Below are 24,736 nucleotides of genomic sequence, written 5' to 3' on the forward strand. Positions count from 1 at the left end.
TGGAATGACACGCAAGATCATTATTGACACTGACCCAGGTCAGGACGACGCGGTCGCCATCCTCTTGGCTCTGGCCAGTCCCGAAGATGTCGAAGTTCTGGGCATTACCGCTGTGGCAGGCAACGTGCCGCTGGACCTTACACAGAAGAACGCGCGCATCGTGTGTGAACTGGCTGGGAAACCTGAAACACGTGTCTTCGCAGGCTGTGACCGCCCTTTGCGCCGAGACTTGGTGACTGCCGAGTATGTACACGGGAAAACAGGTCTGGACGGGCCGGTTCTGCCAGATCCCACCATGCCACTTCAGGATCAGCACGCGGTCGATTTCATCATCGAAACTCTGCGCACAGAGCCCTCAGGCACCGTCACGCTTTGCCCGCTTGGACCTTTGACCAACATCGCCACCGCCTTTGAACGCGCACCCGACATTGTCGAGCATGTGCAAGAGATCGTCCTGATGGGCGGCGCTTATTTCGAGGTTGGCAACGTCACCCCCACGGCGGAATTTAACATTTATGTCGATCCGCAAGCTGCTGATATTGTTTTTCAATCCGGCGTTCATCTTGTCGTGATGCCGCTCGATGTCACCCATAAAGCGCTGGTCACCAAACCGCGCAATGACGCCTTCCGTGCCCTGCCCGGAGACGTCGGCCATGCGGTGGCCGAGATGACGGATTTCTTCGAGCGCTTCGACATCCACAAATACGGCTCGGAAGGTGCGCCTTTGCATGATCCGACCGTCATCGCCTATCTGATCCGGTCGGACCTATTCACAGGCCGGCACATCAATGTGCAGATCGAAACCCAGTCCGAGCTGACCATGGGCATGACCGTTGCAGACTGGTGGGGCGTTACTGATCTCCCCCCCAATGCCACCTTCATCGGCGACCTTGATGCGGATGGATTTTTTGACCTTCTGACCAAAAGGATTGCCCGATTATGAGCAGCCTGCGCCTTGCCACAACGGACGACCTTGATCGACTTCTGCCCCTTGTGGCCGGGTTCCATGCCGAAGCAGGCATTGAACAGAATGACGAGACGCGGCGCGGCGCTCTGACCCCACTTTTGGAAGGCTCACCCCATGGGGCGATTTGGATGATCGGCCCACGTGTGGCCCCTGTGGGCTATGTCGCCGTCAGCTTCGGTTGGTCGATCGAGTTCGGAGGCATCGATTGCTTTCTGGACGAGATCTATGTGCGCAATCGGGTGCGCGGACGCGGTATGGGCTCGGAAGCACTGGCCGCACTGTCGCGCGCCTTGTCCGATCAAGGCGTGAAAGCGATGAACCTTGAGGTCGACTCTGACAACGAGCGCGTACGTGCGCTTTATGAACGCATGGGCTTTCAGTCGCGTAACCGCTATCATTTGATGACACATCTCTTTTGATATGCCCGCGCGGGCCGCACTGCTATGGACCTGAAAATCGCCACCTACAACATGCGCAAAGCCATTGGGCTGGACCGCAGACGTGATCCGCATCGCATTCTGAACGTGCTGAACGATCTGGATGCGGATGTGTTGGTGTTGCAAGAGGCTGACCGCCGCCTTGGTCCCCGCCCCTCGGCCCTTCCCTTCAAAATGATCGAGGAAGAGACGGATTTTATCCCCGTCCCCTTTGCCACCAATGGGTTGTCCCTTGGCAGCCACGGGAACGCGGTGCTGGTGCGCAAGGGGCTGACCTTTCATGACGCTCGCACGGTCGAACTGCCGGGGCTGGAGCCGCGCGGTGCCGTGTCTGTCGGGATCGAAGGCAAGATGCAGGTGATCGGCACCCATCTGGGCCTACTGCGCCCCTACCGGCATCAGCAAATGCGTGCGCTTGCGGGGCATTTCGACCATATAGAGTTGCCGACTGTCATCCTTGGCGACTTCAATGAATGGTCCCCCCGACGCGGCTTCGAACCGCTCGAAGTGCATTTCGACATCCATTCCCCCGGCCGGTCTTACCACGCCTCGCGCCCGATGGCGGCGCTGGACCGGATCGCGACGTCAGAGGGCGTCGAGTTGCGTGATGCGGGCGTGGACCAGTCCAAACTGGCGCGCATTGCGTCGGACCACCTGCCGGTCTGGGCAAAGCTGCGGATCACGGACTGAGTAAATCCGTCGCAATTTCCGATGTTTGTCTGCGCCTGCCCACGTGCTAAGAGGCGCTCAAGCACGATTTACGGATCACACAGGACCGACAATGACTTTTCTGCAAATTGCATCTCTTTTGATTGTTTTGGCCGGCCTTTTTGGCGCCATCAACTATCTATTCCTGAAACTACCATCGGCCATCGGGATCCTTGTGGTGTCTCTGGCGGCTTCGGTGGCAATTCTGCTGCTGGATCTTGTGGCGCCCGGACTGGGCGTTGCCGATCAGGTGCGCACGCAAGTCACCAGCATCGACTTCTCGGACGCGCTGCTGGAAGGCATGCTGGGGCTTTTGCTGTTTGCAGGCGCTCTGCACGTAAAAATCTCGGACTTGCGCGAACAATGGCGGTTGGTCTTTCTGATGGCCACGATGGGGGTCGCCCTGTCGACCGTCGTGGTCGGCGTGGGCTTCAGCTGGATCACCGGCATGCCGATCCTGATCGCATTGGTGTTCGGGTCGCTGATCACCCCTACCGATCCCGTAGCTGTTCTTGGTGTTCTGCGTGAGGCGAACCTACAAAAGTCGCTGGAAACCAAGATCGCGGGGGAAAGCCTGTTCAACGACGGCGTAGGGTACGTGGTCTTCCTTGTACTGGTCGGATTGGCCTTTCCACATCACGGTAGCCACGGTGGCGGGCACGAGGAAAGCGCTGCGATGGGCGCGGTCATGCTGTTCCTGCAGGAAGCGGTTGGCGGCGCCGTTCTGGGTGTGGCCCTTGGCTGGCTGACCTTCCGCATCATGCGCCAGATCGACGACTATTCGCTTGAGGTTCTGCTGACTCTGGGCCTTGCCTTCGGTGGCTATGAACTGGCGGTTGCCTTGCATTTCTCGGCCCCGATCATGGCCGTCTGTGCGGGTCTTCTGATCGGTGACGTCGGCGCAAAACACGGGATGAGCGAAGAGACCCGCAACTATGTCGACGCCTTCTGGAAGTTGATTGACGAGATTCTGAATGCCGTCCTCTTCCTGATGATCGGGTTCGAGGTCTTCGCCGTTGCCTTCACCATGGACGCAGTCATGGCGGGCACCATGGCCATCGCGCTGGCGCTTGTCGCGCGCCTGACCGCCGTGGCCGTCCCTGTGCTGCTTCTGAAACCCTTCCGCAGCTTCTCACGCGGGGTGATCCCGATCATGACTTGGGGCGGGCTGAAAGGCGGGATTTCCGTTGCGCTGGCTCTGTCTCTGCCCGACAGTGAATGGAAACCTCTGATCCTGACTGCGACTTATATCGTCGTGATCTTCTCGATCATCGTGCAAGGGCTGACCGTTGCGCCGATGGCGAAACGGATCGGCCGCGAACCGGAGCTGATGTGATGCGTGACTATGCTGTCTATGATGTGTTCACCGACACGCCCTTTGGCGGCAACCAACTGGCCGTAATCCCAGAGGCCGAGGGGCTGACAGACGCGCAGATGCAGGTCATCGCGCGCGAGTTCAACTTCTCGGAAACCACCTTTGTCCTGCCGCCCGAGGATCCGGCGCACACGGCCCGCATCCGCATTTTCACCCCCAATCGCGAGCTACCCTTCGCGGGGCACCCGACCATTGGCACCACTGTGATGCTGGCCGAGATGGGGTATGGCCCCGACATGGTGCTGGAGCTGGGCGTCGGCCCCCTGCCCGCCCACGCCGCGGCAGGACAGGCCCGTTTCGTGACCGAGGTGCCGTTGGAGCGCAAAGGTAAACCCGGAATCGACCTGGTCGCCCGTGCCATTGGCTGCACGCCGGATCTGATCGTGACCCAGCCCGAGATCGCCTCGCTTGGTGGGGATTTCGTCTATGCGCAGTTGGACAGCCGCGAAACCCTGTCCAAACTGTCGCCCAACATCGACGCCATGCGCGAAGGAACCAAACTGTTCCCCGGCAATCACGACTTCGCTGTTTATGCGTGGGTTGAAGACACCGACGGCACCATCCATGCCCGCATGTTCGCGCCCTTGGATGGCATTCCGGAAGACCCGGCCACCGGGTCCGCAGCCGCGCCCTTGGCGGCACTTCTCTGTGCGGACCGCGAAGAAGATCAAAGCCTGACCGTTCATCAAGGCTATGATATGGGCCGCCCGTCGCAAATCCATTTGCAGGCGGAACCGGGGCGCGTCACCGTTGCTGGATCTGCCGTGCGCATCATGTCGGGTAAACTGATCCTTTAGCCCTGCTTGGGCGGGATCATCACAGCTTCTAGGATCAACCGCACCGAGGGTTCGAAACTGGGCGCAAAGGCGTAGGCTGCGAATGCTTCACGCATGTCGTCGGGCAACCCTTCCGGGTCGCGCTGCGCCGAGATGTCGAACTGTGCAGCCCCCAGCATCGCCATCATGATCGTGCGCGCCAGCGTGTCGACCTGCTCGGCTCCGATCCCGATGACCATCGCCAGATGCGTGGCCCAGTCGTGCCCCAAGGCAAGCAGCCTGCGTTTGGCGACAAACAGAGGCTCATCCGCAACATTGGCTTCGATCACAGCGACCAGCCGCGCGAATAGCGGCAAGAAAAGAGGTGTAGTCTGGGCATTCACGGTCAACAGATGCGCCAGTTGCGCAGCGCTGTCGCCGGGTTTCGCACCTGTTTTGAACTGCTCCACCACCTTTTCCATCGCTTCGATGAACAAAAGCAGGAACAGCTCTTCTTTCGAGCGCACGTAGAGATACAACGTCCCCTTGGCGAGCCCCGCGCGCTTTGCCAAGGCGCTCATCGTCACACCATCAAAGCCTGATTCGTCGATGATCTCCCGTGCGGCAGCCAGAATCGCGGCTTGCCGTTCGGCCTTCTGATCCTCGGACCGGGCGCGTTTTGCCTTTTCTTCCAGTGCCATAACCCCACTCGCGACAGCAACGCCGCCTTCCCCTTGATAGCTTCCGCTGGTCATTGACTTAACTGACCATCAGTCACTTAATCAGTTATCCCTTCTGCCCAGTGAAAGGCAAATAGCATGAAAAAGAAAGTTGTCCTGATTACCGGTGCATCCTCGGGTATCGGCAAACAGACTGCGCTGGATCTTTTGGCGGCAGGTTACACCGTCTATGGCGGCGCACGTCGGGTGAACGCCATGTCCGAGATCACAGCGGCCGGTGGCCACGCGCTTTCACTGGACGTGACGGTCGATGCCTCCATGCAGGCCGCCGTTACCCATGTGCTTGAAATCGAGGGCCGGATCGACGTGCTGGTCAACAACGCAGGTTACGGGCTTTATGGCGCGGTCGAAGACATCTCGATGGAGGTCGCCCGCAAGCAAGTTGACACCAACATTTTTGGTCTGGCGCGCATGACCCAGCTGGTTCTGCCCGGCATGCGTGAACAGGGCAGCGGTCGGATCATCAACATTTCGTCCATTGGGGGCACCGTCCACACGCCTATGGGTGCCTGGTATCACGGCACCAAATTTTTCGTCGAGGGCTTCACGAGCACGATGCGGCTCGAGGTCGAAGACAGGGGTATCTATATGGTGCTGGTCGCCCCCGGGATCATCGACACCGGCTTTGGCGATGTGCTGGGGGAAGAGATCACCCGAAACTCGGGCAACGGTCCTTATGCGGATTTAGTTGCGAAGATGATCAATGCCGCACAGAATCCATCGCCTTCGTTGAAAGGGTCGCATCCCAAAGTGATTTCCGACGCGATCCGGCGCGGGATCGAGGATGCCAAACCGCGCACCATCTATCGCGCGGGCAAATTCGGATACCTTCTGCCTCTGATGCGCCGGATCCTGCCCCATCGGGCGTTCGACTGGATGATGAAGACCGCGATCCGCTAACACGCTCACCCTACCCCCTTTGCCTACCCGAATTTTCACGGCATAAGGGGCAGGCAAATCAGAACCGAGGGGCAAATGTCAGGCGCATCCATTTTGAAACGTTGTGAAGATATGGGGCTGCGCATGACCGATCAGCGCCGCGTGATTGCGCGTGTGCTGGAAGACGCCCATCACGACCACCCGGATGTGGAAGAGCTTCACGCCCGCGCGTCTGCCGTGGACAACCGGATTTCACTGGCGACGGTGTATCGTACTGTGAAGCTGTTTGAAGAAGCAGGCATTCTGGTCAAGAACGAGTTCGGCGATGGCCGTGCGCGCTATGAAAGTGCGGATCGTGACCATCACGACCACTTGATCGACCTGTCCACCGGCGAAGTGATCGAGTTCCTCGACCCCGAGATCGAAGCCCTTCAAGAAAAAATCGCCGCCAAGCTGGGGTACGAGCTGAAGGGTCATCGTCTGGAGCTTTACGGCGTGCGCAAGAAAGACTGACGCCGTCCATCACTTCTGGTGATCCGTTTCATCATCGAAATCCCACTTGCCGCAATTCTTCAAATCGGGTTCTGTCGCCTGACTGTGCAGACGGACCAAACAATGCAAAACATTCGCGGCATCATCTTCGTAACTTTTTCCATGGCAGCTTTTGCTTGCGAAGACGCGTTCATCAAGTCGATGTCGCGCGGCATTCCCGTGTCCGAAGTCCTGATCTTTCTGGGATTGGGCGGGATGATTGCCTTTGGCGCCATGACGTATATGCAACGCGGCACGCTGGCACCGCTTGTCCATCGCGACATGCGATCACCGATCATGCTGTGGCGCAATGCGTCTGAGGCCGTTGCCGCCATGTTCTTTATCACCGCCCTGTCGCTGGTGCCGCTGTCGACCGTCGCGGCCGTGTTTCAGGCCACGCCACTGGCGATCACCGCAGGGGCTGCTCTGTTTCTGGGCGAACAGGTCGGCTGGCGACGTTGGAGCGCCATTGGGTTTGGTTTCATCGGCGTCTTGATCATCATCCGCCCCGGCAGCGACACGTTCCAATTGGCCGCCCTTCTGCCCTTGGGCGCGGTGATCACCATTGCTGTACGCGATCTGCTGACCCGGCAGATGGACGCGTCGATCCCATCGATGAGCGTTGCCTTCTATGGCTTTGCGTCGGTCATTCCGGCGGGGATCATTCTGGCCCCGATCAATGATCCCTTCGTGATGCCGCACGGTGTCGAGTGGCTGATCATGCTGGGTGCAATCATCTGCGGCGTGTCGGGATACTATGCCATCGTGCAAGCGATGCGGATCGCAGAAACCTCGATCATCATGCCGTTTCGCTATATGCGGCTGATCTTCTCGATGATCCTTGGCGTGCTGATCTTTGCAGAGCGTCCTGACAGCTGGACCTATCTGGGCGCGGCCATCGTCATTGGCACCGGAATTTACATGTTCCTGCGCGAACGACAGGCCCGCGTGCGCTAACAATTCACCTGCCCTGTTGTCGTGCCGCGCGGAACGCGCTAAAGACGCCTCAACTGAAGTTTTCTTCTTATTGGGAGCGCTAACATGAGCACCATCATCGACATTCTCGCCCGTGAAATTCTGGACAGCCGCGGCAATCCCACCGTCGAGGTGGACGTGATCTTGGAAGACGGCACGCTGGGCCGCGCCGCTGTGCCCTCGGGCGCATCAACTGGTGCCCACGAAGCCGTTGAAAAGCGCGATGGCGACAAGGCGCGTTACATGGGTAAAGGCGTTCTGGAAGCTGTTGAAGCCGTGAATGGCGAGATTGCGGACATGCTAGTTGGCTTCGACGCGACCGAGCAGGAAGCCATCGATGCTGCCATGATCGAGCTGGACGGCACCCCCAACAAAGGCCGCCTTGGCGCCAACGCCATTCTGGGCGTATCTCTGGCCGTTGCCAAAGCCGCTGCAGATGCCTCGGCCCTGCCGCTGTATCGCTATGTAGGCGGCGCCTCGGCCCGCGTTCTGCCGGTGCCGATGATGAACATCATCAATGGCGGCGAGCATGCCGACAACCCGATCGACATTCAGGAATTCATGATCATGCCAGTGGCTGCGGAAAACATCCGCGAAGCCGTGCGCATGGGCGCCGAGGTGTTCCACACCCTGAAGAAAGAACTGACCGCAGCTGGCCTGTCCACTGGCATCGGTGATGAAGGTGGTTTTGCCCCCAACATCGGCTCGACCCGCGCAGCGCTGGACTTCATCATGAGCTCGATCAAGAAAGCAGGCTACACACCGGGCGAAGACATCTATCTGGCCCTCGATTGCGCCGCGACTGAATATTACAAGGACGGCAAATACGTTCTGGCTGGCGAAGGCAAATCGCTGACATCGGAAGAGAACGCCGACTACCTGAAAGCGCTGTGTGACGACTATCCGATCATCTCGATCGAAGACGGCATGGACGAAGACGATTGGGACGGCTGGGTCGCCCTGACCAAAGCAATCGGCGACAAGGTTCAGCTGGTTGGCGACGACCTGTTCGTGACCAACCCGGCCCGTCTGGCGATGGGCATCGAAAAAGGCGCTGCCAACTCGATGCTGGTGAAAGTGAACCAGATCGGGTCGCTGTCGGAAACGCTGAAAGCCGTCGACATGGCCCACCGCGCGCGCATGACCAACGTCATGTCGCACCGCTCGGGCGAGACCGAGGATGCCACCATTGCTGACCTCGCTGTTGCCACCAACTGCGGCCAGATCAAAACCGGCTCGCTGGCACGTTCGGACCGGTTGGCGAAATACAACCAGCTGATCCGCATCGAGGAAAGCCTGGGCGCGACCGCTGAATATGCAGGGCGCAGCATTCTAAAGTAATGCCGAAACGTGCTAGGCTTCCCTCTAAGGGAGCCTGACATGCTGACAATCATAGAACCAGAAACGCCGGGCCAGCTTGATGCGGTCCGGCGTCTTTGTTGGGAATACCACGCCTTTCTTCGCGCTCTCAGCTCGTTCGATGCGACGCTGGTCGACACAATCTATCCCACAGAAAAATATCAAAATATTGTCGACAATCTGGAAGTTGAGCACGCAGCCCCCGCAGGCGCGCTTCGGCTTGCGATTAAAGACGGACAGCCGGCCGGGTGCGGCATGTATCATGGTCTGTCCCCCGACACGGCCGAAATCAAACGCGTTTATGTAAGTGAGACCGCGCGTGGAACAGGTGCAGGTTACGCGTTGATGGACGCCTTGATCACGCAAGCCCGTCAAGCCGGATATGCACGCATCCTGATGGACACATCTAAGCCGCTTCGATCGGCACAAAAGCTTTATCAGTCGATGGGATTCAAGCTTCGCGCCCCCTATCAACCGGTGCCCGAGATCGCCGAGGGGCACCTTCTGTTCTTTGAGATGAATCTTTAGCCACTGCGCAGCTTCAAATACCCCCGATGACAACTTCGTCATCCCGGTTGCCCCACGCCGATCAGCGCCTAAACTTCGGGCATGGCCTCTATCGCGCAATACCAAGTTCACTTCATGCTGCTGCTCTTCGGGATCGGTGCAGTCGGAACGCTGTTTCTGTTTCGCAAACCGCCGGGGCATACGGCGTGGAAGCTGGCAGATCTGGTCTGGGTTCTGCTGGGTGGGATCGGTGCGCTAATCGCGATTATCGCCGGGCTCTATACGACCGACAGCTCGCGGTTGGACCGTCAGATTGACGTGGCCTATGCGGTCACGCGGGCCTTTGATGGGGATGCCGCCCGGTTTCGGTTGCGATACTGCGAGGGGGCAACGGATCCAGACCTGATCACCCTTTGCGAAAAGATCGAGTTCCTGTCGGCCTCGACCGCCACCAATGCCGATCTTCCCCTGTTTATCGAAATCACGCAGTCTGTCGCGCCCCTTGCGGGCTTGAGCTTTCTGTTCGGAGAACGTCTTGCCGAGCGCGACGCCGAGATGCAGGAAATGCGCAGCCAAGCCGACGCATTCGACATCTCGCGGTTTCTGGTGTTTGCGGCCACAGATGACAAGACCAAGCTCGCCGCCACCGCACTTACCCCGACACGCCCCGAAGTGGTCGGCGACTTCTATGTGCTGGCCCGCGCCTATGAGGATCTGGTGACCGAGGTCGGCGCTTTGAAAGACGAATGGGAATACCTGCAACAGCATTCTGGCATCCTGATCTGGCAGGTGATCGCCCTGTGCATGGTTAGTTTCGCGGCCCCATTCCGATTGGGCAAATCCATCACCGAACTGCGCCACAGCATGTGATGGGCGGGACCGCATCGTGCCGCCCCGCCCAGCCTAGGTTCAACCTCACACAGTCTGATAACTGGCGCGCCCTTTGCTGGCGGCCTCCATCGCTTTCATCGCATCTTTGCTGGTCATCAGCTTGGTCGTGGACCCACCGGCCATCATGCCCGACGCCCCAACCACCAAGGCGCAGGCCGCCATGGTTTCGTCATCTGGCGCCTCGATCAACGCCACGACATCATCGTCTCCGAAACAGAAAAACAGGTGATGTAGCTTGGCCCCCATGTTGTCCATCATCGCGCCGGCAGCGGCTTCGCGATCTTGCGGGGTATCAACAAGCGCACGCAGACTATCCGTGCTGTAACGGCCTTTGAACATATAAAAAGACATATCAACCTCCTGATTGGAAATGGATGATAGGTCCCTGCCTTGCCTCGGCACTCGTGAAGATACGAAATCTTACCACGCATTCAGACTCGCGCGTATACATCAAAAGGCTATACACTTTTTCCTATGACCCCGGACCAGATCATTCAGCACCTAGATCTCGCCCCCCATCCCGAGGGCGGGTACTATCGGCAGACGTGGGTAGACACGGACAGCAATGGCCGCCCAAGCGGCACCTGCATCTATTTCCTACTGAAAGAAGGCGAACACAGTCATTGGCACCGGGTCGATGCAACCGAGATCTGGCTGTATCACGCGGGCGCACCCTTGGTGCTGTCCATGGCCGAGACGGATAACGGCCCTGCCACGGATCACGTGCTTGGACCTGATCTTGCGGCGGGGCAGATGCCGCAGATCATCGTGCCCAAGGATCATTGGCAATCGGCACGCTCGACCGGAGCGTACACGCTGGTCAGTTGCACCGTATCTCCGGGGTTCCGGTTTGAAGGCTTCACGCTGGCTGCGCCCGAGTTCGATATCCCCCGAGCCTAAGCTTACGAGCCGCCCAAAAGCACGGCCGATACCGGCACCATTGCGACCGAGCTGACGCGGTTTCCAAGGCTCCACTCGACCAAGGCGGCCACGGTCTGCGGCACAGCGCGTCCCATCAGAATAACGCCCTCTTCCTGATCAGCCTTGAATGCGGCGTTGTCCAGGAAACGACGGATCACTTTGTTGTCCTGCCCGTTTCCATCCAAATCACGGAACACCAATGCAGACGGCACACCCGTTTTCAGCGCATTCTTGTGGCCTGTATTCAGCCCCTCAGGCCGTGTGATCAGCCCATGCCCAGATGCCACAAGGATTTCCGAGATCTGACGCGACAGGGGCGCGTTGGTCTGAAAGCCGCTGTCAGGCGCCATATAGACGGCGACGCCCATGTTCAATTTGGCCTGCTGCACCTGCAGGTTCACCTCGGCATCTGTCGGGGTGGCTGCGGATGGCAGATCGGCTTGCATCACCAGCTCGGCGCCCGCGCCTCGGTAGAACGCAATGGCGTCGTCCAAATCGGGGGCCGTTACATCCAGCACAATACTGACCGGGAAGGGCAGCTTTTCGATACCTTCCAGCTGGGTACGCTCTGGTCCCATATCTTTCAAAACGACCGCCATAAGGGGACGCCCTTTGGTATCAGGAACGGGTACCGAATTACGCTCGATCGCTAGCGGTGAGGACGAAAGGTCGACCCGAAGGACTCCAGCCTCAGGGGAAGGTACACCTTCATCTGACACAGAATTCTCTGTTTCTGGGGCTGTAGAGCCGATGCTGGGCAAACGGTTGGTGGTCACGCCGTTGGCTTGGTCTTCAAGGGGGGCGACAGCCGTTCCCAAACCGTTTTGCTGCTCGGTGGTCACCTCGGGAGCAGCGGTGTCAGGTTCGCTGGCGTTAGGTTCGGTGATTTCGGCCTCAGGTGTGTCAGGCTCAGGCTGCGGTTGTTCTAGACCTTCGGTGGTCGCCGCGTCCTGATTGTCACTTGCCGAATCTTCGGTCTGAACCGCTTCTGCACTTTCCGAATTGTCGTCAGCGCTTGTCATTGGCGCGGCAGCTGTCTCGGTAGATTGATCCGCCTGCGCCGTATTATCCTCAACGGCGGCCTCTTCTACCGCATCCGAAACCGGTGCTTTATCCGTTTCGGTCGCGCCATTTTCAGCCTGCGATCCCTCGGTAACGGGTTCTTCATTGGGGGGCGGAGCCTCGACCGGGGCGATCGGTGCCGCAGCCATCTGGATGGGCGGCAGCATTGGCGACACAAGGGCCAACCCGACTGCAGATACGAAACCGCCGCAAATTACACCTGTAAGGAAGCCTTTTGCCATGGCTTTTACCCCCTGAATACTCGATTGATCCCGCGCCGCTCTTGACCCTCGGCGCATGCCTGGACCATGTATAGCCCGACAAGGGCTTTACGTAACCCCTTCTGATACAACTTTGGCGAAAGGCCGCGACATGATCCTGCTGATCGATAACTATGACAGCTTTACCTACAACCTCGTCCACTATTTCGGCGAGCTTGGGGCCGATGTGGTCGTGCGTCGCAACGATGCGCTGAATGTGCAGGAAGCGATGGGCATGGGCGCGGACGGGATCGTCCTATCCCCCGGCCCCTGCGATCCGGCTCAGGCTGGGATTTGCCTGCCTCTGACCATGGCCGCCGCCGAGGCAAAGGTGCCGCTGTTTGGTGTCTGCCTTGGCCATCAGACCATTGGTGAAGCGTTCGGAGGTGATGTCGTGCGTGCGCCCGAAATCGTGCATGGCAAGATGGGCACGGTACGTCACGAAGGCAAAGGCGTGTTCGAGGGGCTGCCCTCGCCGCTTCAGGCGACGCGCTATCACTCGCTGGTGGTGGATCGTGACACCCTGCCCGATTGCCTTGAGATCACAGCCGAGTTGGACAATGGTCTAATCATGGGCCTGCGCCACAAAGAGCTTGAGATCGAAGGCGTACAGTTCCACCCCGAAAGCATCCGGTCGGAACACGGCCACGCGATGATCGAGAATTTCCTGAAGAAAACAAAGGTGGCGGCATGAGCGACGCGATGAAACCTCTGATTTACGCGGCCACCGAAGGTCCACTGTCACGCGCTCAGGCCGAAGCTGCGTTTGAAGAATTGTTCGAGGGCCGCGCCACGCCTGCGCAAATCGGTGCGCTTCTGGCCGCCATGCGGGCACGCGGGGAAAGTGTGGCGGAGTATTCTGCCGCTGCCGCCGTCATGCGTGCGAAATGCGCAAAGGTGAACGCACCCGAGGGTGCAATGGACATCGTCGGCACAGGTGGCGACGGCATGGGAACGCTGAACATTTCGACCGCGACGGCCTTTGTCGTTGCAGGTGCTGGGGTGACTGTCGCCAAACACGGCAACCGCAACCTGTCGTCCAAGTCGGGCGCAGCAGATGCGCTGACTGAAATGGGCGTGAACGTGATGGTCGGCGCCGATGTGGCCGAACGCGCGATCAACGAGGTCGGGATCGGCTTCATGATGGCCCCGATGCATCACCCTGCAATGAAACACGTGATGCCAGTGCGTCAGGAAATGGGCTGCAAGACGATTTTCAACATTCTGGGTCCGCTGACCAACCCCGCGGGCGCCAAACGCCAGTTAACCGGTGCTTTTGCCGCCGATCTGATCTTCCCAATGGCCGAAACCCTGCAAGCGCTCGGGTCCGAGAAAGCGTGGCTGGTGCACGGCGCAGACGGGATGGACGAGATCTCGATCACCGGGGCGACCTCGGTTGCGGCGTTGGAAGACGGCAAGATCCACGCCCGCGAAATCCACCCGGAAGATGCTGGATTGCCGGTGCATCCGCTGGCCTCGATCCTTGGCGGCGAGCCTGCCGAGAACGCCGTGGCCTTCCGCGCCCTGCTGGATGGCGAAGCGTCAGCCTATCGCGATGCGGTTCTGTTCAACGCCGCTGCGGCTCTGGTTGTTGCCGACAAGGTCGGAGATCTGAAATCTGGCGTCGAGATGGCGGCCGAGAGCATCGATAGCGGTGCTGCGAAGGCCAAGATCGAGGCATTGGCTGCGCTAACTTCAGCTGCCTGACTTGCCCCTGCTTCCTCAAGGATTTAGACCAAGCCCATGAGCACCGTTCTAGATAAAATCAAAGCCTACAAACTTGAACACGTGGCCGCGTGCAAAGCCGCCCGCCCCCTGTCCGAAGTCGAGGCCGCCGCCCGCGACGCATCCCCCACAAGGGGCTTTGCACAATCGCTGATGAAAGACGCCGAAAACGGCTATGGCTTGATTGCCGAGGTGAAAAAGGCCAGCCCGTCCAAGGGTCTGATCCGCGCCGATTTCAACCCGCCTGCAATCGCCAAGGCCTATGAAGCTGGCGGGGCATCTTGCCTGTCGGTTCTGACCGACACGCCATCCTTCCAAGGCGCGGACGAGTTCCTTGTGGCCGCGCGCGCTGCCGTGTCGCTTCCTGCCCTGCGCAAGGATTTCATGTACGACACCTATCAGGTCGCCGAAGCCCGTGCGCTGGGTGCCGACTGCATCCTGATCATCATGGCCTCGGTTGAAGACACTCAGGCGCAAGAACTTGAAGACGCAGCCTTTTCCTGGGGTATGGATGTTCTGGTCGAAGTGCATGACGAAGAGGAACTGGAACGCGCCACGATCCTGAAGTCCCCGCTTCTGGGCGTGAACAACCGCAATCTGAAAACCTTCGAGACCTCGCTCGACACCACCCGCCGCCTGTCGAAACTGGCCGGAGCTGAACGTCATCTGGTCTGCGAAAGCGGCCTTTTCACGCCACAAGATCTGGCCGACATGGCCGAACATGGTGCACGCAGCTTCTTGATCGGCGAAAGCCTGATGCGTCAGGATGACGTCGAAGCCGCAACCCGCGCCATTCTTGCCAATCCGGTACCCGCATGAACGATAGCCCTCTGACCCATTTCGACGCCGATGGACAGGCCCATATGGTCGATGTCTCGGACAAAGCCGTAACAGACCGCGTGGCATTGGCCGAGGGCTTCGTACGCATGACGGCTGAGACCTTGGCACTTGTCACCTCGGGTGCCGCCAAGAAGGGTGACGTTCTGGGCATTGCGCGTCTGGCCGGGATCATGGGGGCCAAGAAGACCTCGGACCTGATCCCGCTCTGCCATCCGCTGCCGATCACCAAGGTCGCGTTAGAGCTTGAGCCGCAGCCTGACCTGCCGGGTGTACGCATCACCGCTACGGTCAAAACCGGTGGCCAAACCGGCGTGGAAATGGAAGCCCTGACCGCCGTGTCCGTCGCCTGCTTGACCGTCTATGACATGCTCAAAGCCGCTGAAAAGGGCATGGAAATCACGGGCATTCGCCTTTTGCGAAAAGAAGGCGGGAAATCAGGAATATACACGGCAGATACTGGGGCAAGCTAATGATCACGGTGAACGAGGCGTTGGACGCAATCTTTGATCTGGTCACGCCTTGTGGAACCGAAGAGGTGCCGCTGGCCGAGGCCGCTGGCCGTGCCCTTGCCGTCCCCGTCACCGCTACCCGTCTGCAACCGCCCTTTGCCGCGTCTGCAATGGATGGATACGCACTGAATGGGGTTGAGGCCGACCCCGAAGCGATGTTCCGCGTGATTGGTGAAAGTGCTGCAGGTCACGGGTTCGATGGCCGCGTCGGCCCCGGCGAATGCGTGCGCATCTTTACCGGCGCGCCCCTGCCCGAAGGCACAAATCGCGTCATCATTCAGGAAGATGTGACCCGCAAGGGCAATCTGATCACGTTGGCCCGCAAGCTGGACAAAGGTCCGCATGTGCGCCCGGCAGGTGCCGATTTCAAACCCGGCGACACAATCCCCGCGCCCCGCGTACTGACCCCCGCTGATCTCGCACTTGCTGCGGCGATGAACGTGCCCACCCTGACTGTTGCCCGTAGGCCAGTTGTGGCGCTTTTGGCCACTGGGGACGAACTTGTCATGCCCGGCGAGACTCCGGGCCCGGATCAGATCATCGCGTCCAACAGTTTCGGTCTGAAAGCCCTGATCGAGGCGAACGGAGGCCACGCGCGCATGTTGCCCATCGCCCGCGACAATGCTGACAGCCTGCGCGCGGCGCTGGATTTGGCGGCGGACGCTGATCTGATCGTAACCATCGGCGGCGCCTCGGTTGGGGATCACGACATCGTCGGGGATGTGGCCGCAGACATGGGAATGGATCAGAGTTTTTACAAAGTGCTGATGCGCCCCGGAAAGCCCTTGATGGCTGGCCGGATGGGGGACGCCGTGATGATCGGCCTGCCCGGAAACCCCGTGTCTTCAATGGTTTGTGGTCACGTGTTCCTTGTCCCTGCCCTGCGCGCCATGCTTGGACTTGGCGAAGCCGCAGCGCCGCGTCGCTCTGCCATGCTTACAGCAGATGTCGCCTCGAATGGTCCGCGTGAACATTATATGCGTGCACGGGTCGAAAATGGCGAACTGACCGTATTTGACAGCCAGGACAGCGCGCTTCTCAGTGTGTTGGCGCAGGCTAATGCGCTTCTTGTACGCCCTGTCACGGCGCCTGCGTTGGCGGCAGGTGTACAGGTTGAATACCTTCCCATCTGACGCTTCAGTGCATTCGGTCGACGAGCTTGACACAAAAAGGGAACATGGGTAGAACATACCTTGAACGCCCCGCGACGAGGGCCTCGGGCTGAAGGTCGAATATTGATCCTTTCGCCCCATGAACGAGGACGGAGGAACGCAGATGCTGACCCGCAAGCAGTTGGAACTTCTGGAATTTATCCATAGACGGATGCAGAAGGACGGGGTTTCGCCCTCGTTTGATGAAATGAAAGAGGCGCTGGACCTGCGATCCAAGTCCGGCATCCACCGTCTAATCACAGCGCTTGAAGAACGTGGGTTCATCCGTCGTTTGGCGCACCGCGCACGCGCGATCGAGATCGTGAAGTTGCCTGAAACCATGGAGAATTCCGGCCGCGCCGGATTCGAACCGCGCGTCGTCGAAGGCGGCCGCCCTGAAAGCACCCCTAACACTGCGATGCCGCTGGATGCGCTTGGTGTAAATGACCTTCCGCTTCTGGGTCGGATCGCTGCGGGTACGCCGATCGAAGCGATCACCGATGGGGCACAGCATGTGTCCGTGCCCGGTGCCATGCTGGGCGCAGGCGGGCGTCACTATGCGCTTGAAGTCAAAGGCGATTCGATGATCGACGCGGGCATCAACAATGGCGACGTTGTTGTAATCCGCGAAACCAGTCAGGCCGATAATGGTGACATCGTGGTGGCACAGGTTGATGGCTACGAAGCGACGCTGAAACGCTTCCGCAAGAACGGCGACATGATCGCGCTTGAGGCTGCAAACCCCGCCTATGAAACCCGCCTTCTGCCGGAAGGCCAAGTAAAAGTTCAGGGCAAGCTGGTCGGATTGATCCGCACTTATTAAGCCTTCAGCGCCACCCTTGAAACGAAGAAAGCCCGGTCTGCACCGGGCTTTTCCATTTGGTCAAAGACGCAGTGTCTTAGCTCAGTTTGGATAGTTTCGACTGAAGCTCGACCAACTGTTTCTTTATCTTGTCCAGCTCGTCCGCATCTCCGGTTTTCTCGTCTGCTTCGCTTTCCTGCGAAGTTTCTGACGCACCGGGGAATCCGCCCATCATAGCTTTCATGAATGCTTCTTGCTGGGCTTGCATGGCTTCAAAACCTGGCATATTCGCCATTGGGTTCCCCATGGTGCCTAAGTTTTCCATCATCTTCGACTGGCCGTCGCGCAGCATCTCGAAGCTGGCTGCAAGAAACTGCGGCACAATGCTTTGGGCTTGCGTGGTGTAAGAGCGAACCAGATCGGTCAGCACATCCACTGGCAAGACACTCTCGCCGCGGCTTTCATGTTCAGCGATGATTTGCAGTAAATACTGACGTGTCAGGTCATCGCCAGATTTCAGGTCGATGATCTGCACCTCGCGCCCATCGCGGATGAACCCCGCAATGTCGTCCAAAGTTACGTAATCGGACGTTTCGGTGTTATAGAGCCGCCGGCTGGCATAACGCTTGATCAGCAGAGCGTCCTGAGACTTCTTCATGTTACCTCCCCGCAGAAAACTAGCTTTCTGCACTGCAAAATCCTAACAGCGCGGGGCGTAAAGGCAAGACATTTGCTCAAATTCTGTACATCACCCAAAAAAGAAAAGGACGGGTCAATGACCCGTCCTTCAGGAAGTTGCCGGATGGGAGGAGGATCCCGGCGTTTATCCTAGCTTATTTAGCGGTCGCTTTTTTGGCAGCCTTCGACACTTCGTCGGTGGCTTTTTTAACAGCGGCCTGAGCTTCTTCGCCCATCTCTTTGCCGGCAGCCATCATCAGCTCAACGGTTTCAGCTTGAACTTTTTTCGCAACTTCAGCGAAAGCAGCCATGTTTTCAGCAGCCAGTTCAGCCTGAGCCGAAGCGAAGTCGGTCATGGCTTTGGTGTAGTCGGTTGCTTCTTCTTTAGCAGTCGCAACGTCACCAATTTTGGCCAGAGTTTCTTTGGTCCACTTGGTCGAGATCTCAGCCGACTTGTCAGCAGCCTGCAGGGCTACTTTCGACATTTTCTCACCCAGGGCAGCCTGGTTTTTGAAAGCGTCCTGAGCGATCGACATGTCCATCGGGAAGTTGGCCATCATGTCCTGGAACATTTTGTTGAAGTCTTGAGTCTTGGTCATCTTAAAGCTCCTAGAGTAGCGGGGGCGCCGGGAGAAAGCGCCGTTCTGTTTCTGCAACCAATATGTATGCTGCAGTGCAGCAAATCAAGCTTTTTTCTGCACTGCAGCATAAAACACTTTAAGTTGTTGAATTTCCAAGCCCTTAGACGGCTTCACTCCTTAGGAACGGCCTTTACATAGGTGCCAGGTGCCGGTGCGAGGGGCTTATGCGACGAATCACCGGGCTCTCGCGCGTCGACCTTTTTGCCGGATTTCTTCGCCAACCACTTATCCCAGCGGCCCCACCACGATCCTTCGTGGAAGCTGGCGCCTTCCAGCCAGTCTTCAGGCGCGTCGATCCAATTGTCATTGGTATAGTGTCCGTATTTCTTCTTGGACGGCGGGTTCACGATCCCCGCGATATGGCCGCTTTCGGACAGAATGAAGGTTTTGTCCTTGCCCGACATCTGCCGCATGCCGCTGTAAGAAGACTTCCAAGCCGCAATGTGGTCGGTCTCGCAGGCAATTGCGCAAATCGGCGTTTCCACATCCGACAGGGACAGGGTTTCGCCCATCAGATCAAAACCACCCTCTGCAAACTCATTCCCTACGCAGAGCCCACGCAGATATTCGACAGTCATCTTGGCCGGCAAGTTGGTGCTGTCGCCATTCCAATAAAGCAAATCAAAGGCCGGTGGCGTTTTACCCAGCATATAGCTGTTGATCGCCGGGCCATAGATAAGGTCATTGGGGCGAAGATACGAGAAAGTGCGCGACATGAAGAAACTGTCCAGATACCCACGCTCTTTAACTTCTTCTTCGATCCCGTCGACAAAGTCTTCATTCAGAAACACGCCGACCTCACCCTGATCGGAAAAATCCGTCAGAGTCGTGAAGAAGGTGGCCGAGTTGATCGACTTGTCCCCCCGTTTCTTCATCAATGCCAATGTCAGCGACAGTGTGGTGCCCGCAATACAATAGCCGACAACATTCACTTTCTGCTGGTTGGTGATCTCTTTCACCTCACGGATCGCAGCCATATAGCCGTCTTCCACATAGTCCTCGAGCCCTACATCGCTGTAGGTCGCATCCGGGTTCACCCAGCTGACCACAAAGAGTGTATACCCCTGATCAACAATCCATTTTATCAGGCTGTTCTGCTCTTTCAGGTCCATGATGTAGAATTTGTTGATCCAGGGCGGGAAGATGATCAGAGGCCGAGCGTGAACCTTTTCGGTCGTCGGCGCGTACTGAATCAATTCGATCATACGATTTCGATATACGACTTCGCCGGGCGTGGTCGCGATGTTGCCACCAACCTCGAACGCACTTTCGTCGACCAGCTTGACCAGAAGCTCGCCATCATTGGCTTCCAGATCCGATACAAGATTCTCCAGCCCATCGACCAGCGACTGACCATTGGTCTCGATCGCGCGCTCCATCGCATCAGGGTTCGTGCCCAAGAAGTTGGTTGGGCTCATCATGTCGATCACTTGCTGCGTAAAGAAGTCGAGGCGCTTGCGCTCGTCAGCGTCCAGCCCATCAACACCTTCCAACGCTTCGGCCAATGCGCCCGAAGTGATCTGATACTGTCGCTTCAGATAGTTGAAGTAGGGATGCGTTTCCCAAAGGGGGTTTGAAAAACGGCGATCCTTGGGGCCTTGATCCTCAGGAACCTTCAGCTCTGCCGACAAAAGCGCGGCCTGAGCCTCGACCGCATGTTCCAGCGTTTTGCCCCAAAAGGCAGCCTGCTGTTCGATCATTTTGGCGGGGTTGGCCATCATGTCCGACCACATTGAACTGGCGGCTTTCATATAGAAATCCTGCCCCGGGCCCTGAAGGCTGGGACGCACCGGTTTTCGATGTGACATGATCTCGCCCAAGCGGCTGGACAACTCTTCAATCTTGGCGAGATTCGCCCCCAATTCGCTTGTATCGGGCACCAAACCTGCCGAAGTTTCCTTTTGATCAGTTGTCATAACACGAATTCCCCCCTATCCTTTCGCTGTTGCAGCATTTTAAAAACCGCATATGTTAATGACTATGCAAATGCAGAAACAAAAAAGCAAAGGCTAATTAGGGGATTGCGCATGCGCTACATGGCGACCTACGACCTGATGGAGACCATCCGGAACACGAATCAGTGGCTTGGCGCCACGGCCGCGGCAATGGGATCGTACCCAGCGACCGCACTGTTCCCCAGCCCGGTATTTCAATTAATGGCGGCTTGGGGCGAAGTGACCGAGCGCAGCTTTCACCGAATGGTTGTAAAGCCTGACTGGGGCATCACTAGCGTGGTGGCCGAGGACGGGCGTGACCACGTGGTGCAGATCGAGAAGCTGGTGGAGCGCCCCTTTGGCGACCTGATCCAGTTCAAAGTTCTGGGCCGCCCTGAAAAAGCACGACGCGTAATGCTGGTCGCGCCCATGTCGGGCCACTATGCAACGCTTCTGCATTCGACCGTTGCCAGCCTTCTGCCCGATGCCGAAGTCTATGTCACCGACTGGCACAATGCCCGTGACATTCCGGTTAGCGAAGGCAAGTTCGACGTCGAAGACTATACCCTCTATCTTGTTGATTTCATGCGCCACCTTGGCCCGGACATCAACGTTGTGGCCGTGTGCCAGCCCGCTCCGCTGACGCTGGCTGCCACCGCCTATCTGGCCGAGATCGACCCAGAAGCACAGCCGCAGACCCTGACCCTGATTGGCGGCCCGATTAATCCGGATGCCGCCGCCACCGACGTGACCGACTTTGGTCGCCGCGTGACCATGGGCCAGTTGGAAGAGATGGCGATCCAGCGTGTCGGCTTTAAATATGATGGTGCAGGCCGCATGGTCTATCCCGGACTGTTGCAACTGGCAGGCTTCATGTCGATGAATTCTGAGACGCACTCGAAAGCATTTGCGGATCAGATCACGCGTGTAGCCAAAGGTGAAGCGTCGGACCACGACAAACACAACCGCTTCTACGATGAATATCTGGCCGTGATGGACATGACTGCTGAGTTCTATCTGTCCACGGTCGAGCGTCTTTTCAAAAACGGTGAGATCGCGAAGAACGAATTCATCGTCGATGGCCATCGTGTCGACATCGGCAAAATCACCGATGTTGCTGTGAAAACAGTCGAGGGCACCAAGGACGACATCACTGCCCCCGGCCAGTGTATCGCTGCATTGGACATGTTGACGGGTCTGTCGGACGACAAAAAGGCCAGCCATGTCGAAGAAGGCGCAGGCCATTACGGGATTTTCGCGGGCAAAAGCTGGCGTACCAACATCCGCCCGCTGGTTCTGGACTTCATTGATCAGAACGCCGGCCGCCATGCCGCTCAGGCTGCCAAGAGAAAGGCCGCCAAGAAAGGCAAACCGGTTGCTGTGAAGGCCGTAAAGAAAGCGGCTAGCTAAGTCTCGTCGGCCAGCTCAGACACTAAAAAACGCGCCTGCCCGTCGGCATGGCGCGTTTTTTCATGCTTCATCACATATGAATCACGCGATGGCGCGTTCTCGCAACTGGAGCGGCAGCTTCATCCAGGCGCGCAGGCCGATATTCACATGCTCGGGTGTTTCCAACGTCGGCAGGTGGCCTGCGTCGGGCAGGATCACCAATTCAGCATCCTTGATCAGCTCGGCCATGGTTTCATGCCGCTTGGGCGGAGTCATTTTGTCATGAGCACCACACATCACCATGGTTGGCACTTTCAGCCTTTGCAACGCCCGCTGCGCATCAGGTCGACGTTGCAGGGCGCGGGTCTGGCGTACGAATGTCTCGGGCCCAATGGCACGCGCCATTTGGAACACAAGATCCATGATCTCGGCCTGTGCCGGTCCGGGGGCCAGAACGTCTGGGGAAAAGGCCTCGGCCATGGCTTCATCCAGCCTGCCAATATTTGCATGCACAATCTGCGGCTCGCGCCACGCGGCCTGTCCCGGCGTGTCCGCCAAGGGCGAAGTCGAGATCAACGCCAGCCGATTTACCCGATCAGGGGCGCGCCGGGCCATCTCCATCGCGACGATCCCACCAAGGCTTAGTCCTGCCAAAGCAAAGCGCGGAGGCAGTTGATCAAGGATCTTCGCTGCCATTTCGCGGATGGTGTCGCCCCGTGTTGGGGCGGCGGTTATCACTGTGTAATCTCTGGATAAATCATTGATTTGCGGTCCGAAAACACGCGCATCGCACATCATTCCGGGAATCAGAACCAAGGGTTCCTGCATGCTGGCCTCACCTGTATTTTTTTATCTGCTTTGCCCTGACCTTGGCCCGAGGTCAGGGCTCGCGCAAGTTATAACCCGCGCGCCCAGTCCAGAATTTTGTCAACCGTGGAGTCTGTGCCATTCGGGCTGACAATGTCCCCCGCCAACACATGCGCCATCGGGTCGATGCCCGGTCCCAATGCGACCACGTGCCGATGCACGATCCCGCCCCAGCCCGAGGCGACGGTCTCGGTCGCTTCAGCCGACACCACCTGATCCTCTTTCGAATAGATGAACAATGCCGGCACATTGACGATACCATAGCCCGAGCTCGCCGCGACCTTCACCATCGCCGCCATCGGCATCAAAGCCGTGGTGGGATAGCTTTCGGTCCAGTATTTGGCTTGTGCGTCATTGATGGGAGTAAATCCGCGGGTCGCCCCTTTTATCAACGGCACCCAGAGACGTGCAGCAGGGAAGGTCAGAAACGAAGCACCAGCCTGTTTGATCCCGAAGTTTGGCGCAATGAACGTGATCCCTTTCACATTCTTCGCGGCCGCGTCATCAAACATACCAAGGGCCGAGATGGTGCCGCCAGTCGAGGTCGAGATGATCAGAACCTCATCCCCGATGGCACGCCCAATCGCCATCGCTTCGGCGAAATCAACCATCCAGTCGTTGACGGTCGGACCGTCCATCGCCTCGGGGCTTCGGCCGTGCCCGGCCAAACGGGCGTTATAAAGGTTCGCGCCCAGCCCTTCGGCAACCAGTTGTTGTACAGGGGTTATTTCCTGATGGGTGGCGGAAAAGCCATGGATATAGACGACGGACAAGGGCGTCTTCTGCCCCGCTTCGCCTGCCCAGACGATCTGCTTTTCTGCGCCGTCGACCAAGTCGTCAAACACAGCTTCCCGCTGCGCCAGATAGGCGTCGGGATCCGGGCCGATTACGGCCGCGTCAAACTGAACTTCCAGATCAACCGGCTCGTACGGGCCGATTACAAACAGGGCCGCAACAACAGCGGAAACGCCCATGGCGGTACGCAATACTCCGTTCATGCTGCACCTCGGGTCAGAACGACCTTGACCATTTTCTGGATCGTACGCAGGCATTCATCATCCGAGAACCGGTGATCCGCCCCCTTCACAAGGGTCAGGCGAATGTCATCGCCTTCGACATGTTCAAGCAGCTTCACCGCCTGAGACGTGGGGACCGCGTCGTCTTCCGTTCCTTGCAGGAATCGTACTGGCATATCCAACCGTAGCGGCGAGCGCAGCACCAGCTGGTCGCGGCCGTCCTCGATCAACCGTTTGGTGATGATGTAGTCCTCTTCATAGTCTGATGGGAGTGTCAGGAAGCCTTCGCGCTCCAACTCGGCTTTCTGTTCATCCGTGAACCCAGCCCAATATCCGTCCTCGGTGAAATCAGGCGCGGCGGCAATGGTCACAAGTCCCATGATCCGCTCGGGCCGTGCACGTGACAGCAGAAGCGACTGCCAGCCGCCCATCGAGCTTCCGACCGCCAGAATGGGGCCGTCAATCAGCTTGTCGACGACTTCCAGCGTATCTTCATGCCAATCGCCAATGCTGCCGTCCGCAAACTCGCCTGAGCTGACGCCGTGGCCCGAATAGTCAAAGCGCAGGAATGCGCGGCCTTGCTCTTTCGCCCATGCCTCAAGCGCGACGGCCTTGGTTCCTTCCATGTCCGACTTCAGGCCAGACAAAAAGACGATCGTCGGCCCCTGCCCGTCTGATTTGGCATAGGCGATGCGACGCCCCTGCTTTGTTTCGAGATGCTGGATTTCGGACATTTTGGCTCCCTCGTCTTTCGTTGGCGACGACAATATCCACCCCTTGCCCCAGTGCAATCCCCCTTGTGTCGGGTCGAGCGTTG

General features: G+C 58.3%; 28 protein-coding genes. 19 read left to right on the forward strand and 9 right to left on the reverse strand.

The window, feature by feature from the left end:
- The first annotated feature begins 4 nt into the window (after window positions 1-4).
- From ALP8811_RS08440 to ALP8811_RS08460, 5 genes are all read left to right on the forward strand, one after another.
- A complete protein-coding gene (locus ALP8811_RS08440) occupies window positions 5-943 on the forward strand; it encodes a nucleoside hydrolase (protein WP_108856673.1) in 939 nt (312 codons plus the stop codon).
- Window positions 940-1,386, forward strand: coding sequence for a GNAT family N-acetyltransferase (locus ALP8811_RS08445; RefSeq protein ID WP_108856674.1), 447 nt, complete (start codon window positions 940-942; stop codon window positions 1,384-1,386). The genes ALP8811_RS08440 and ALP8811_RS08445 overlap by 4 nt, the downstream gene beginning before the upstream one ends.
- Window positions 1,387-1,410: 24 nt before the next feature.
- Entirely contained in the window at window positions 1,411-2,094 is a 684-nt protein-coding gene (locus ALP8811_RS08450) for an endonuclease/exonuclease/phosphatase family protein (RefSeq protein WP_108856675.1), read from the forward strand.
- A gap of 91 nt (window positions 2,095-2,185) precedes the next feature.
- Window positions 2,186-3,448: a cation:proton antiporter gene (locus ALP8811_RS08455; RefSeq protein WP_108856676.1), complete on the forward strand. Its 1,263-nt coding sequence runs from the start codon at window positions 2,186-2,188 to the stop codon at window positions 3,446-3,448.
- Window positions 3,448-4,284, forward strand: coding sequence for a PhzF family phenazine biosynthesis protein (locus ALP8811_RS08460; RefSeq protein ID WP_108856677.1), 837 nt, complete (start codon window positions 3,448-3,450; stop codon window positions 4,282-4,284). Before ALP8811_RS08455 ends, ALP8811_RS08460 begins: the two co-directional genes overlap by 1 nt.
- Here ALP8811_RS08460 and ALP8811_RS08465 read toward each other — a convergent pair.
- Window positions 4,281-4,943: a TetR/AcrR family transcriptional regulator gene (locus tag ALP8811_RS08465; RefSeq protein WP_181363720.1), complete on the reverse strand. Its 663-nt coding sequence runs from the start codon at window positions 4,941-4,943 to the stop codon at window positions 4,281-4,283. The genes ALP8811_RS08460 and ALP8811_RS08465 overlap by 4 nt on opposite strands.
- 117 nt (window positions 4,944-5,060) lie before the next feature.
- On the opposite strand from ALP8811_RS08465, the gene ALP8811_RS08470 reads away from it, so the two are divergent.
- From ALP8811_RS08470 to ALP8811_RS08495, 6 genes are all read left to right on the forward strand, one after another.
- On the forward strand, window positions 5,061-5,882 hold the full coding sequence (locus tag ALP8811_RS08470; protein WP_108856679.1) for an oxidoreductase: 822 nt from the start codon (window positions 5,061-5,063) through the stop codon (window positions 5,880-5,882).
- A 75-nt stretch (window positions 5,883-5,957) separates the two neighbouring features.
- Entirely contained in the window at window positions 5,958-6,374 is a 417-nt protein-coding gene (locus ALP8811_RS08475; protein WP_108856680.1) for a Fur family transcriptional regulator, read from the forward strand.
- A gap of 102 nt (window positions 6,375-6,476) precedes the next feature.
- Entirely contained in the window at window positions 6,477-7,349 is an 873-nt protein-coding gene (locus ALP8811_RS08480; RefSeq protein ID WP_108857488.1) for a DMT family transporter, read from the forward strand.
- Between the two features lie 84 nt (window positions 7,350-7,433).
- Window positions 7,434-8,708, forward strand: a complete 1,275-nt coding sequence (eno, locus tag ALP8811_RS08485; RefSeq protein WP_108856681.1) for a phosphopyruvate hydratase — start codon at window positions 7,434-7,436, stop codon at window positions 8,706-8,708.
- Between the two features lie 39 nt (window positions 8,709-8,747).
- The gene (locus ALP8811_RS08490; RefSeq protein ID WP_108856682.1) at window positions 8,748-9,254 is read left to right on the forward strand and encodes a GNAT family N-acetyltransferase; all 507 of its coding nucleotides are present in this window, start codon (window positions 8,748-8,750) and stop codon (window positions 9,252-9,254) included.
- An 81-nt stretch (window positions 9,255-9,335) separates the two neighbouring features.
- Entirely contained in the window at window positions 9,336-10,103 is a 768-nt protein-coding gene (locus ALP8811_RS08495) for a hypothetical protein (RefSeq protein ID WP_108856683.1), read from the forward strand.
- A 45-nt stretch (window positions 10,104-10,148) separates the two neighbouring features.
- Here ALP8811_RS08495 and ALP8811_RS08500 read toward each other — a convergent pair whose 3' ends face one another.
- Window positions 10,149-10,475, reverse strand: coding sequence for a GYD domain-containing protein (locus tag ALP8811_RS08500; protein WP_108856684.1), 327 nt, complete (start codon window positions 10,473-10,475; stop codon window positions 10,149-10,151).
- Between the two features lie 123 nt (window positions 10,476-10,598).
- On the opposite strand from ALP8811_RS08500, the gene ALP8811_RS08505 reads away from it, so the two are divergent.
- Window positions 10,599-11,024: a cupin domain-containing protein gene (locus ALP8811_RS08505; RefSeq protein ID WP_108856685.1), complete on the forward strand. Its 426-nt coding sequence runs from the start codon at window positions 10,599-10,601 to the stop codon at window positions 11,022-11,024.
- 2 nt (window positions 11,025-11,026) lie between these two features.
- Here the strand turns inward: ALP8811_RS08505 and ALP8811_RS08510 are convergent, their stop codons facing one another.
- Window positions 11,027-12,349, reverse strand: coding sequence for a divergent polysaccharide deacetylase family protein (locus ALP8811_RS08510; protein WP_181363721.1), 1,323 nt, complete (start codon window positions 12,347-12,349; stop codon window positions 11,027-11,029).
- 130 nt (window positions 12,350-12,479) lie between these two features.
- Between ALP8811_RS08510 and ALP8811_RS08515 the strand changes: the two genes are divergently transcribed.
- The 6 genes from ALP8811_RS08515 to lexA all read left to right on the forward strand — a co-directional run bounded on the left by ALP8811_RS08515 (window position 12,480) and on the right by lexA (window position 17,415).
- Entirely contained in the window at window positions 12,480-13,061 is a 582-nt protein-coding gene (locus tag ALP8811_RS08515) for an anthranilate synthase component II (protein ID WP_108856687.1), read from the forward strand.
- On the forward strand, window positions 13,058-14,074 hold the full coding sequence (gene trpD / locus ALP8811_RS08520; RefSeq protein WP_108856688.1) for an anthranilate phosphoribosyltransferase: 1,017 nt from the start codon (window positions 13,058-13,060) through the stop codon (window positions 14,072-14,074). Before ALP8811_RS08515 ends, trpD begins: the two co-directional genes overlap by 4 nt.
- 36 nt (window positions 14,075-14,110) lie before the next feature.
- Window positions 14,111-14,911, forward strand: coding sequence for an indole-3-glycerol phosphate synthase TrpC (gene trpC, locus ALP8811_RS08525; RefSeq protein WP_108856689.1), 801 nt, complete (start codon window positions 14,111-14,113; stop codon window positions 14,909-14,911).
- Complete coding sequence (gene moaC, locus ALP8811_RS08530; protein ID WP_108856690.1) at window positions 14,908-15,402, forward strand: cyclic pyranopterin monophosphate synthase MoaC; 495 nt, start codon at window positions 14,908-14,910, stop codon at window positions 15,400-15,402. The genes trpC and moaC overlap by 4 nt, the downstream gene beginning before the upstream one ends.
- On the forward strand, window positions 15,402-16,574 hold the full coding sequence (locus ALP8811_RS08535; RefSeq protein WP_108856691.1) for a molybdopterin molybdotransferase MoeA: 1,173 nt from the start codon (window positions 15,402-15,404) through the stop codon (window positions 16,572-16,574). Before moaC ends, ALP8811_RS08535 begins: the two co-directional genes overlap by 1 nt.
- Before the next feature lie 142 nt (window positions 16,575-16,716).
- Entirely contained in the window at window positions 16,717-17,415 is a 699-nt protein-coding gene (gene lexA, locus ALP8811_RS08540; RefSeq protein WP_108856692.1) for a transcriptional repressor LexA, read from the forward strand.
- A gap of 76 nt (window positions 17,416-17,491) precedes the next feature.
- Here the strand turns inward: lexA and phaR are convergent, their stop codons facing one another.
- The 3 genes from phaR to ALP8811_RS08555 all read right to left on the reverse strand — a co-directional run bounded on the left by phaR (window position 17,492) and on the right by ALP8811_RS08555 (window position 20,629).
- Window positions 17,492-18,052: a polyhydroxyalkanoate synthesis repressor PhaR gene (gene phaR / locus ALP8811_RS08545; protein WP_108856693.1), complete on the reverse strand. Its 561-nt coding sequence runs from the start codon at window positions 18,050-18,052 to the stop codon at window positions 17,492-17,494.
- Window positions 18,053-18,227: 175 nt separating this feature from the next.
- Window positions 18,228-18,671, reverse strand: a complete 444-nt coding sequence (locus ALP8811_RS08550; RefSeq protein ID WP_108856694.1) for a Phasin — start codon at window positions 18,669-18,671, stop codon at window positions 18,228-18,230.
- 152 nt (window positions 18,672-18,823) lie between these two features.
- The gene (locus ALP8811_RS08555; RefSeq protein WP_108856695.1) at window positions 18,824-20,629 is read right to left on the reverse strand and encodes a PHA/PHB synthase family protein; all 1,806 of its coding nucleotides are present in this window, start codon (window positions 20,627-20,629) and stop codon (window positions 18,824-18,826) included.
- Between the two features lie 111 nt (window positions 20,630-20,740).
- On the opposite strand from ALP8811_RS08555, the gene phaZ reads away from it, so the two are divergent.
- Window positions 20,741-22,057 (forward strand): polyhydroxyalkanoate depolymerase, encoded by a 1,317-nt coding sequence (gene phaZ, locus ALP8811_RS08560; RefSeq protein ID WP_108856696.1) that lies wholly within the window; start codon window positions 20,741-20,743, stop codon window positions 22,055-22,057.
- 81 nt (window positions 22,058-22,138) lie between these two features.
- Here phaZ and ALP8811_RS08565 read toward each other — a convergent pair whose 3' ends face one another.
- The 3 genes from ALP8811_RS08565 to ALP8811_RS08575 form a co-directional block, all read right to left on the reverse strand.
- The gene (locus ALP8811_RS08565; protein ID WP_108856697.1) at window positions 22,139-22,864 is read right to left on the reverse strand and encodes an alpha/beta fold hydrolase; all 726 of its coding nucleotides are present in this window, start codon (window positions 22,862-22,864) and stop codon (window positions 22,139-22,141) included.
- 68 nt (window positions 22,865-22,932) lie between these two features.
- On the reverse strand, window positions 22,933-23,901 hold the full coding sequence (locus ALP8811_RS08570; RefSeq protein WP_181363722.1) for an alpha/beta hydrolase: 969 nt from the start codon (window positions 23,899-23,901) through the stop codon (window positions 22,933-22,935).
- Window positions 23,898-24,653, reverse strand: coding sequence for an alpha/beta fold hydrolase (locus tag ALP8811_RS08575; RefSeq protein WP_108856699.1), 756 nt, complete (start codon window positions 24,651-24,653; stop codon window positions 23,898-23,900). Before ALP8811_RS08575 ends, ALP8811_RS08570 begins: the two co-directional genes overlap by 4 nt.
- Window positions 24,654-24,736: the final 83 nt, after the last annotated feature.

The organism is Aliiroseovarius pelagivivens, from assembly GCF_900302485.1.
Lineage (GTDB): Bacteria > Pseudomonadota > Alphaproteobacteria > Rhodobacterales > Rhodobacteraceae > Aliiroseovarius > Aliiroseovarius pelagivivens.

Bases quoted from the DNA above. Each gene is read 5' to 3' on its own strand.
- ALP8811_RS08480 (WP_108857488.1), top strand. From the start codon at position 6,477: ATGCAAAACATTCGCGGCATCATCTTCGTAACTTTTTCCATGGCAGCT.
- ALP8811_RS08495 (WP_108856683.1), top strand. From the start codon at position 9,336: ATGGCCTCTATCGCGCAATACCAAGTTCACTTCATGCTGCTGCTCTTC.
- ALP8811_RS08575 (WP_108856699.1), bottom strand. From the start codon at position 24,653: ATGTCCGAAATCCAGCATCTCGAAACAAAGCAGGGGCGTCGCATCGCC.
- moaC (WP_108856690.1), top strand. From the start codon at position 14,908: ATGAACGATAGCCCTCTGACCCATTTCGACGCCGATGGACAGGCCCAT.
- trpD (WP_108856688.1), top strand. From the start codon at position 13,058: ATGAGCGACGCGATGAAACCTCTGATTTACGCGGCCACCGAAGGTCCA.
- ALP8811_RS08440 (WP_108856673.1), top strand. From the start codon at position 5: ATGACACGCAAGATCATTATTGACACTGACCCAGGTCAGGACGACGCG.
- phaZ (WP_108856696.1), top strand. From the start codon at position 20,741: ATGCGCTACATGGCGACCTACGACCTGATGGAGACCATCCGGAACACG.
- ALP8811_RS08515 (WP_108856687.1), top strand. From the start codon at position 12,480: ATGATCCTGCTGATCGATAACTATGACAGCTTTACCTACAACCTCGTC.
- ALP8811_RS08455 (WP_108856676.1), top strand. From the start codon at position 2,186: ATGACTTTTCTGCAAATTGCATCTCTTTTGATTGTTTTGGCCGGCCTT.
- phaR (WP_108856693.1), bottom strand. From the start codon at position 18,052: ATGAAGAAGTCTCAGGACGCTCTGCTGATCAAGCGTTATGCCAGCCGG.
- ALP8811_RS08550 (WP_108856694.1), bottom strand. From the start codon at position 18,671: ATGACCAAGACTCAAGACTTCAACAAAATGTTCCAGGACATGATGGCC.
- ALP8811_RS08555 (WP_108856695.1), bottom strand. From the start codon at position 20,629: ATGACAACTGATCAAAAGGAAACTTCGGCAGGTTTGGTGCCCGATACA.
- ALP8811_RS08470 (WP_108856679.1), top strand. From the start codon at position 5,061: ATGAAAAAGAAAGTTGTCCTGATTACCGGTGCATCCTCGGGTATCGGC.
- ALP8811_RS08565 (WP_108856697.1), bottom strand. From the start codon at position 22,864: ATGCAGGAACCCTTGGTTCTGATTCCCGGAATGATGTGCGATGCGCGT.
- ALP8811_RS08460 (WP_108856677.1), top strand. From the start codon at position 3,448: ATGCGTGACTATGCTGTCTATGATGTGTTCACCGACACGCCCTTTGGC.
- ALP8811_RS08475 (WP_108856680.1), top strand. From the start codon at position 5,958: ATGTCAGGCGCATCCATTTTGAAACGTTGTGAAGATATGGGGCTGCGC.
- trpC (WP_108856689.1), top strand. From the start codon at position 14,111: ATGAGCACCGTTCTAGATAAAATCAAAGCCTACAAACTTGAACACGTG.
- lexA (WP_108856692.1), top strand. From the start codon at position 16,717: ATGCTGACCCGCAAGCAGTTGGAACTTCTGGAATTTATCCATAGACGG.
- ALP8811_RS08490 (WP_108856682.1), top strand. From the start codon at position 8,748: ATGCTGACAATCATAGAACCAGAAACGCCGGGCCAGCTTGATGCGGTC.
- ALP8811_RS08445 (WP_108856674.1), top strand. From the start codon at position 940: ATGAGCAGCCTGCGCCTTGCCACAACGGACGACCTTGATCGACTTCTG.
- ALP8811_RS08535 (WP_108856691.1), top strand. From the start codon at position 15,402: ATGATCACGGTGAACGAGGCGTTGGACGCAATCTTTGATCTGGTCACG.
- ALP8811_RS08510 (WP_181363721.1), bottom strand. From the start codon at position 12,349: ATGGCAAAAGGCTTCCTTACAGGTGTAATTTGCGGCGGTTTCGTATCT.
- ALP8811_RS08505 (WP_108856685.1), top strand. From the start codon at position 10,599: ATGACCCCGGACCAGATCATTCAGCACCTAGATCTCGCCCCCCATCCC.
- eno (WP_108856681.1), top strand. From the start codon at position 7,434: ATGAGCACCATCATCGACATTCTCGCCCGTGAAATTCTGGACAGCCGC.
- ALP8811_RS08450 (WP_108856675.1), top strand. From the start codon at position 1,411: ATGGACCTGAAAATCGCCACCTACAACATGCGCAAAGCCATTGGGCTG.
- ALP8811_RS08465 (WP_181363720.1), bottom strand. From the start codon at position 4,943: ATGGCACTGGAAGAAAAGGCAAAACGCGCCCGGTCCGAGGATCAGAAG.
- ALP8811_RS08500 (WP_108856684.1), bottom strand. From the start codon at position 10,475: ATGTCTTTTTATATGTTCAAAGGCCGTTACAGCACGGATAGTCTGCGT.
- ALP8811_RS08570 (WP_181363722.1), bottom strand. From the start codon at position 23,901: ATGAACGGAGTATTGCGTACCGCCATGGGCGTTTCCGCTGTTGTTGCG.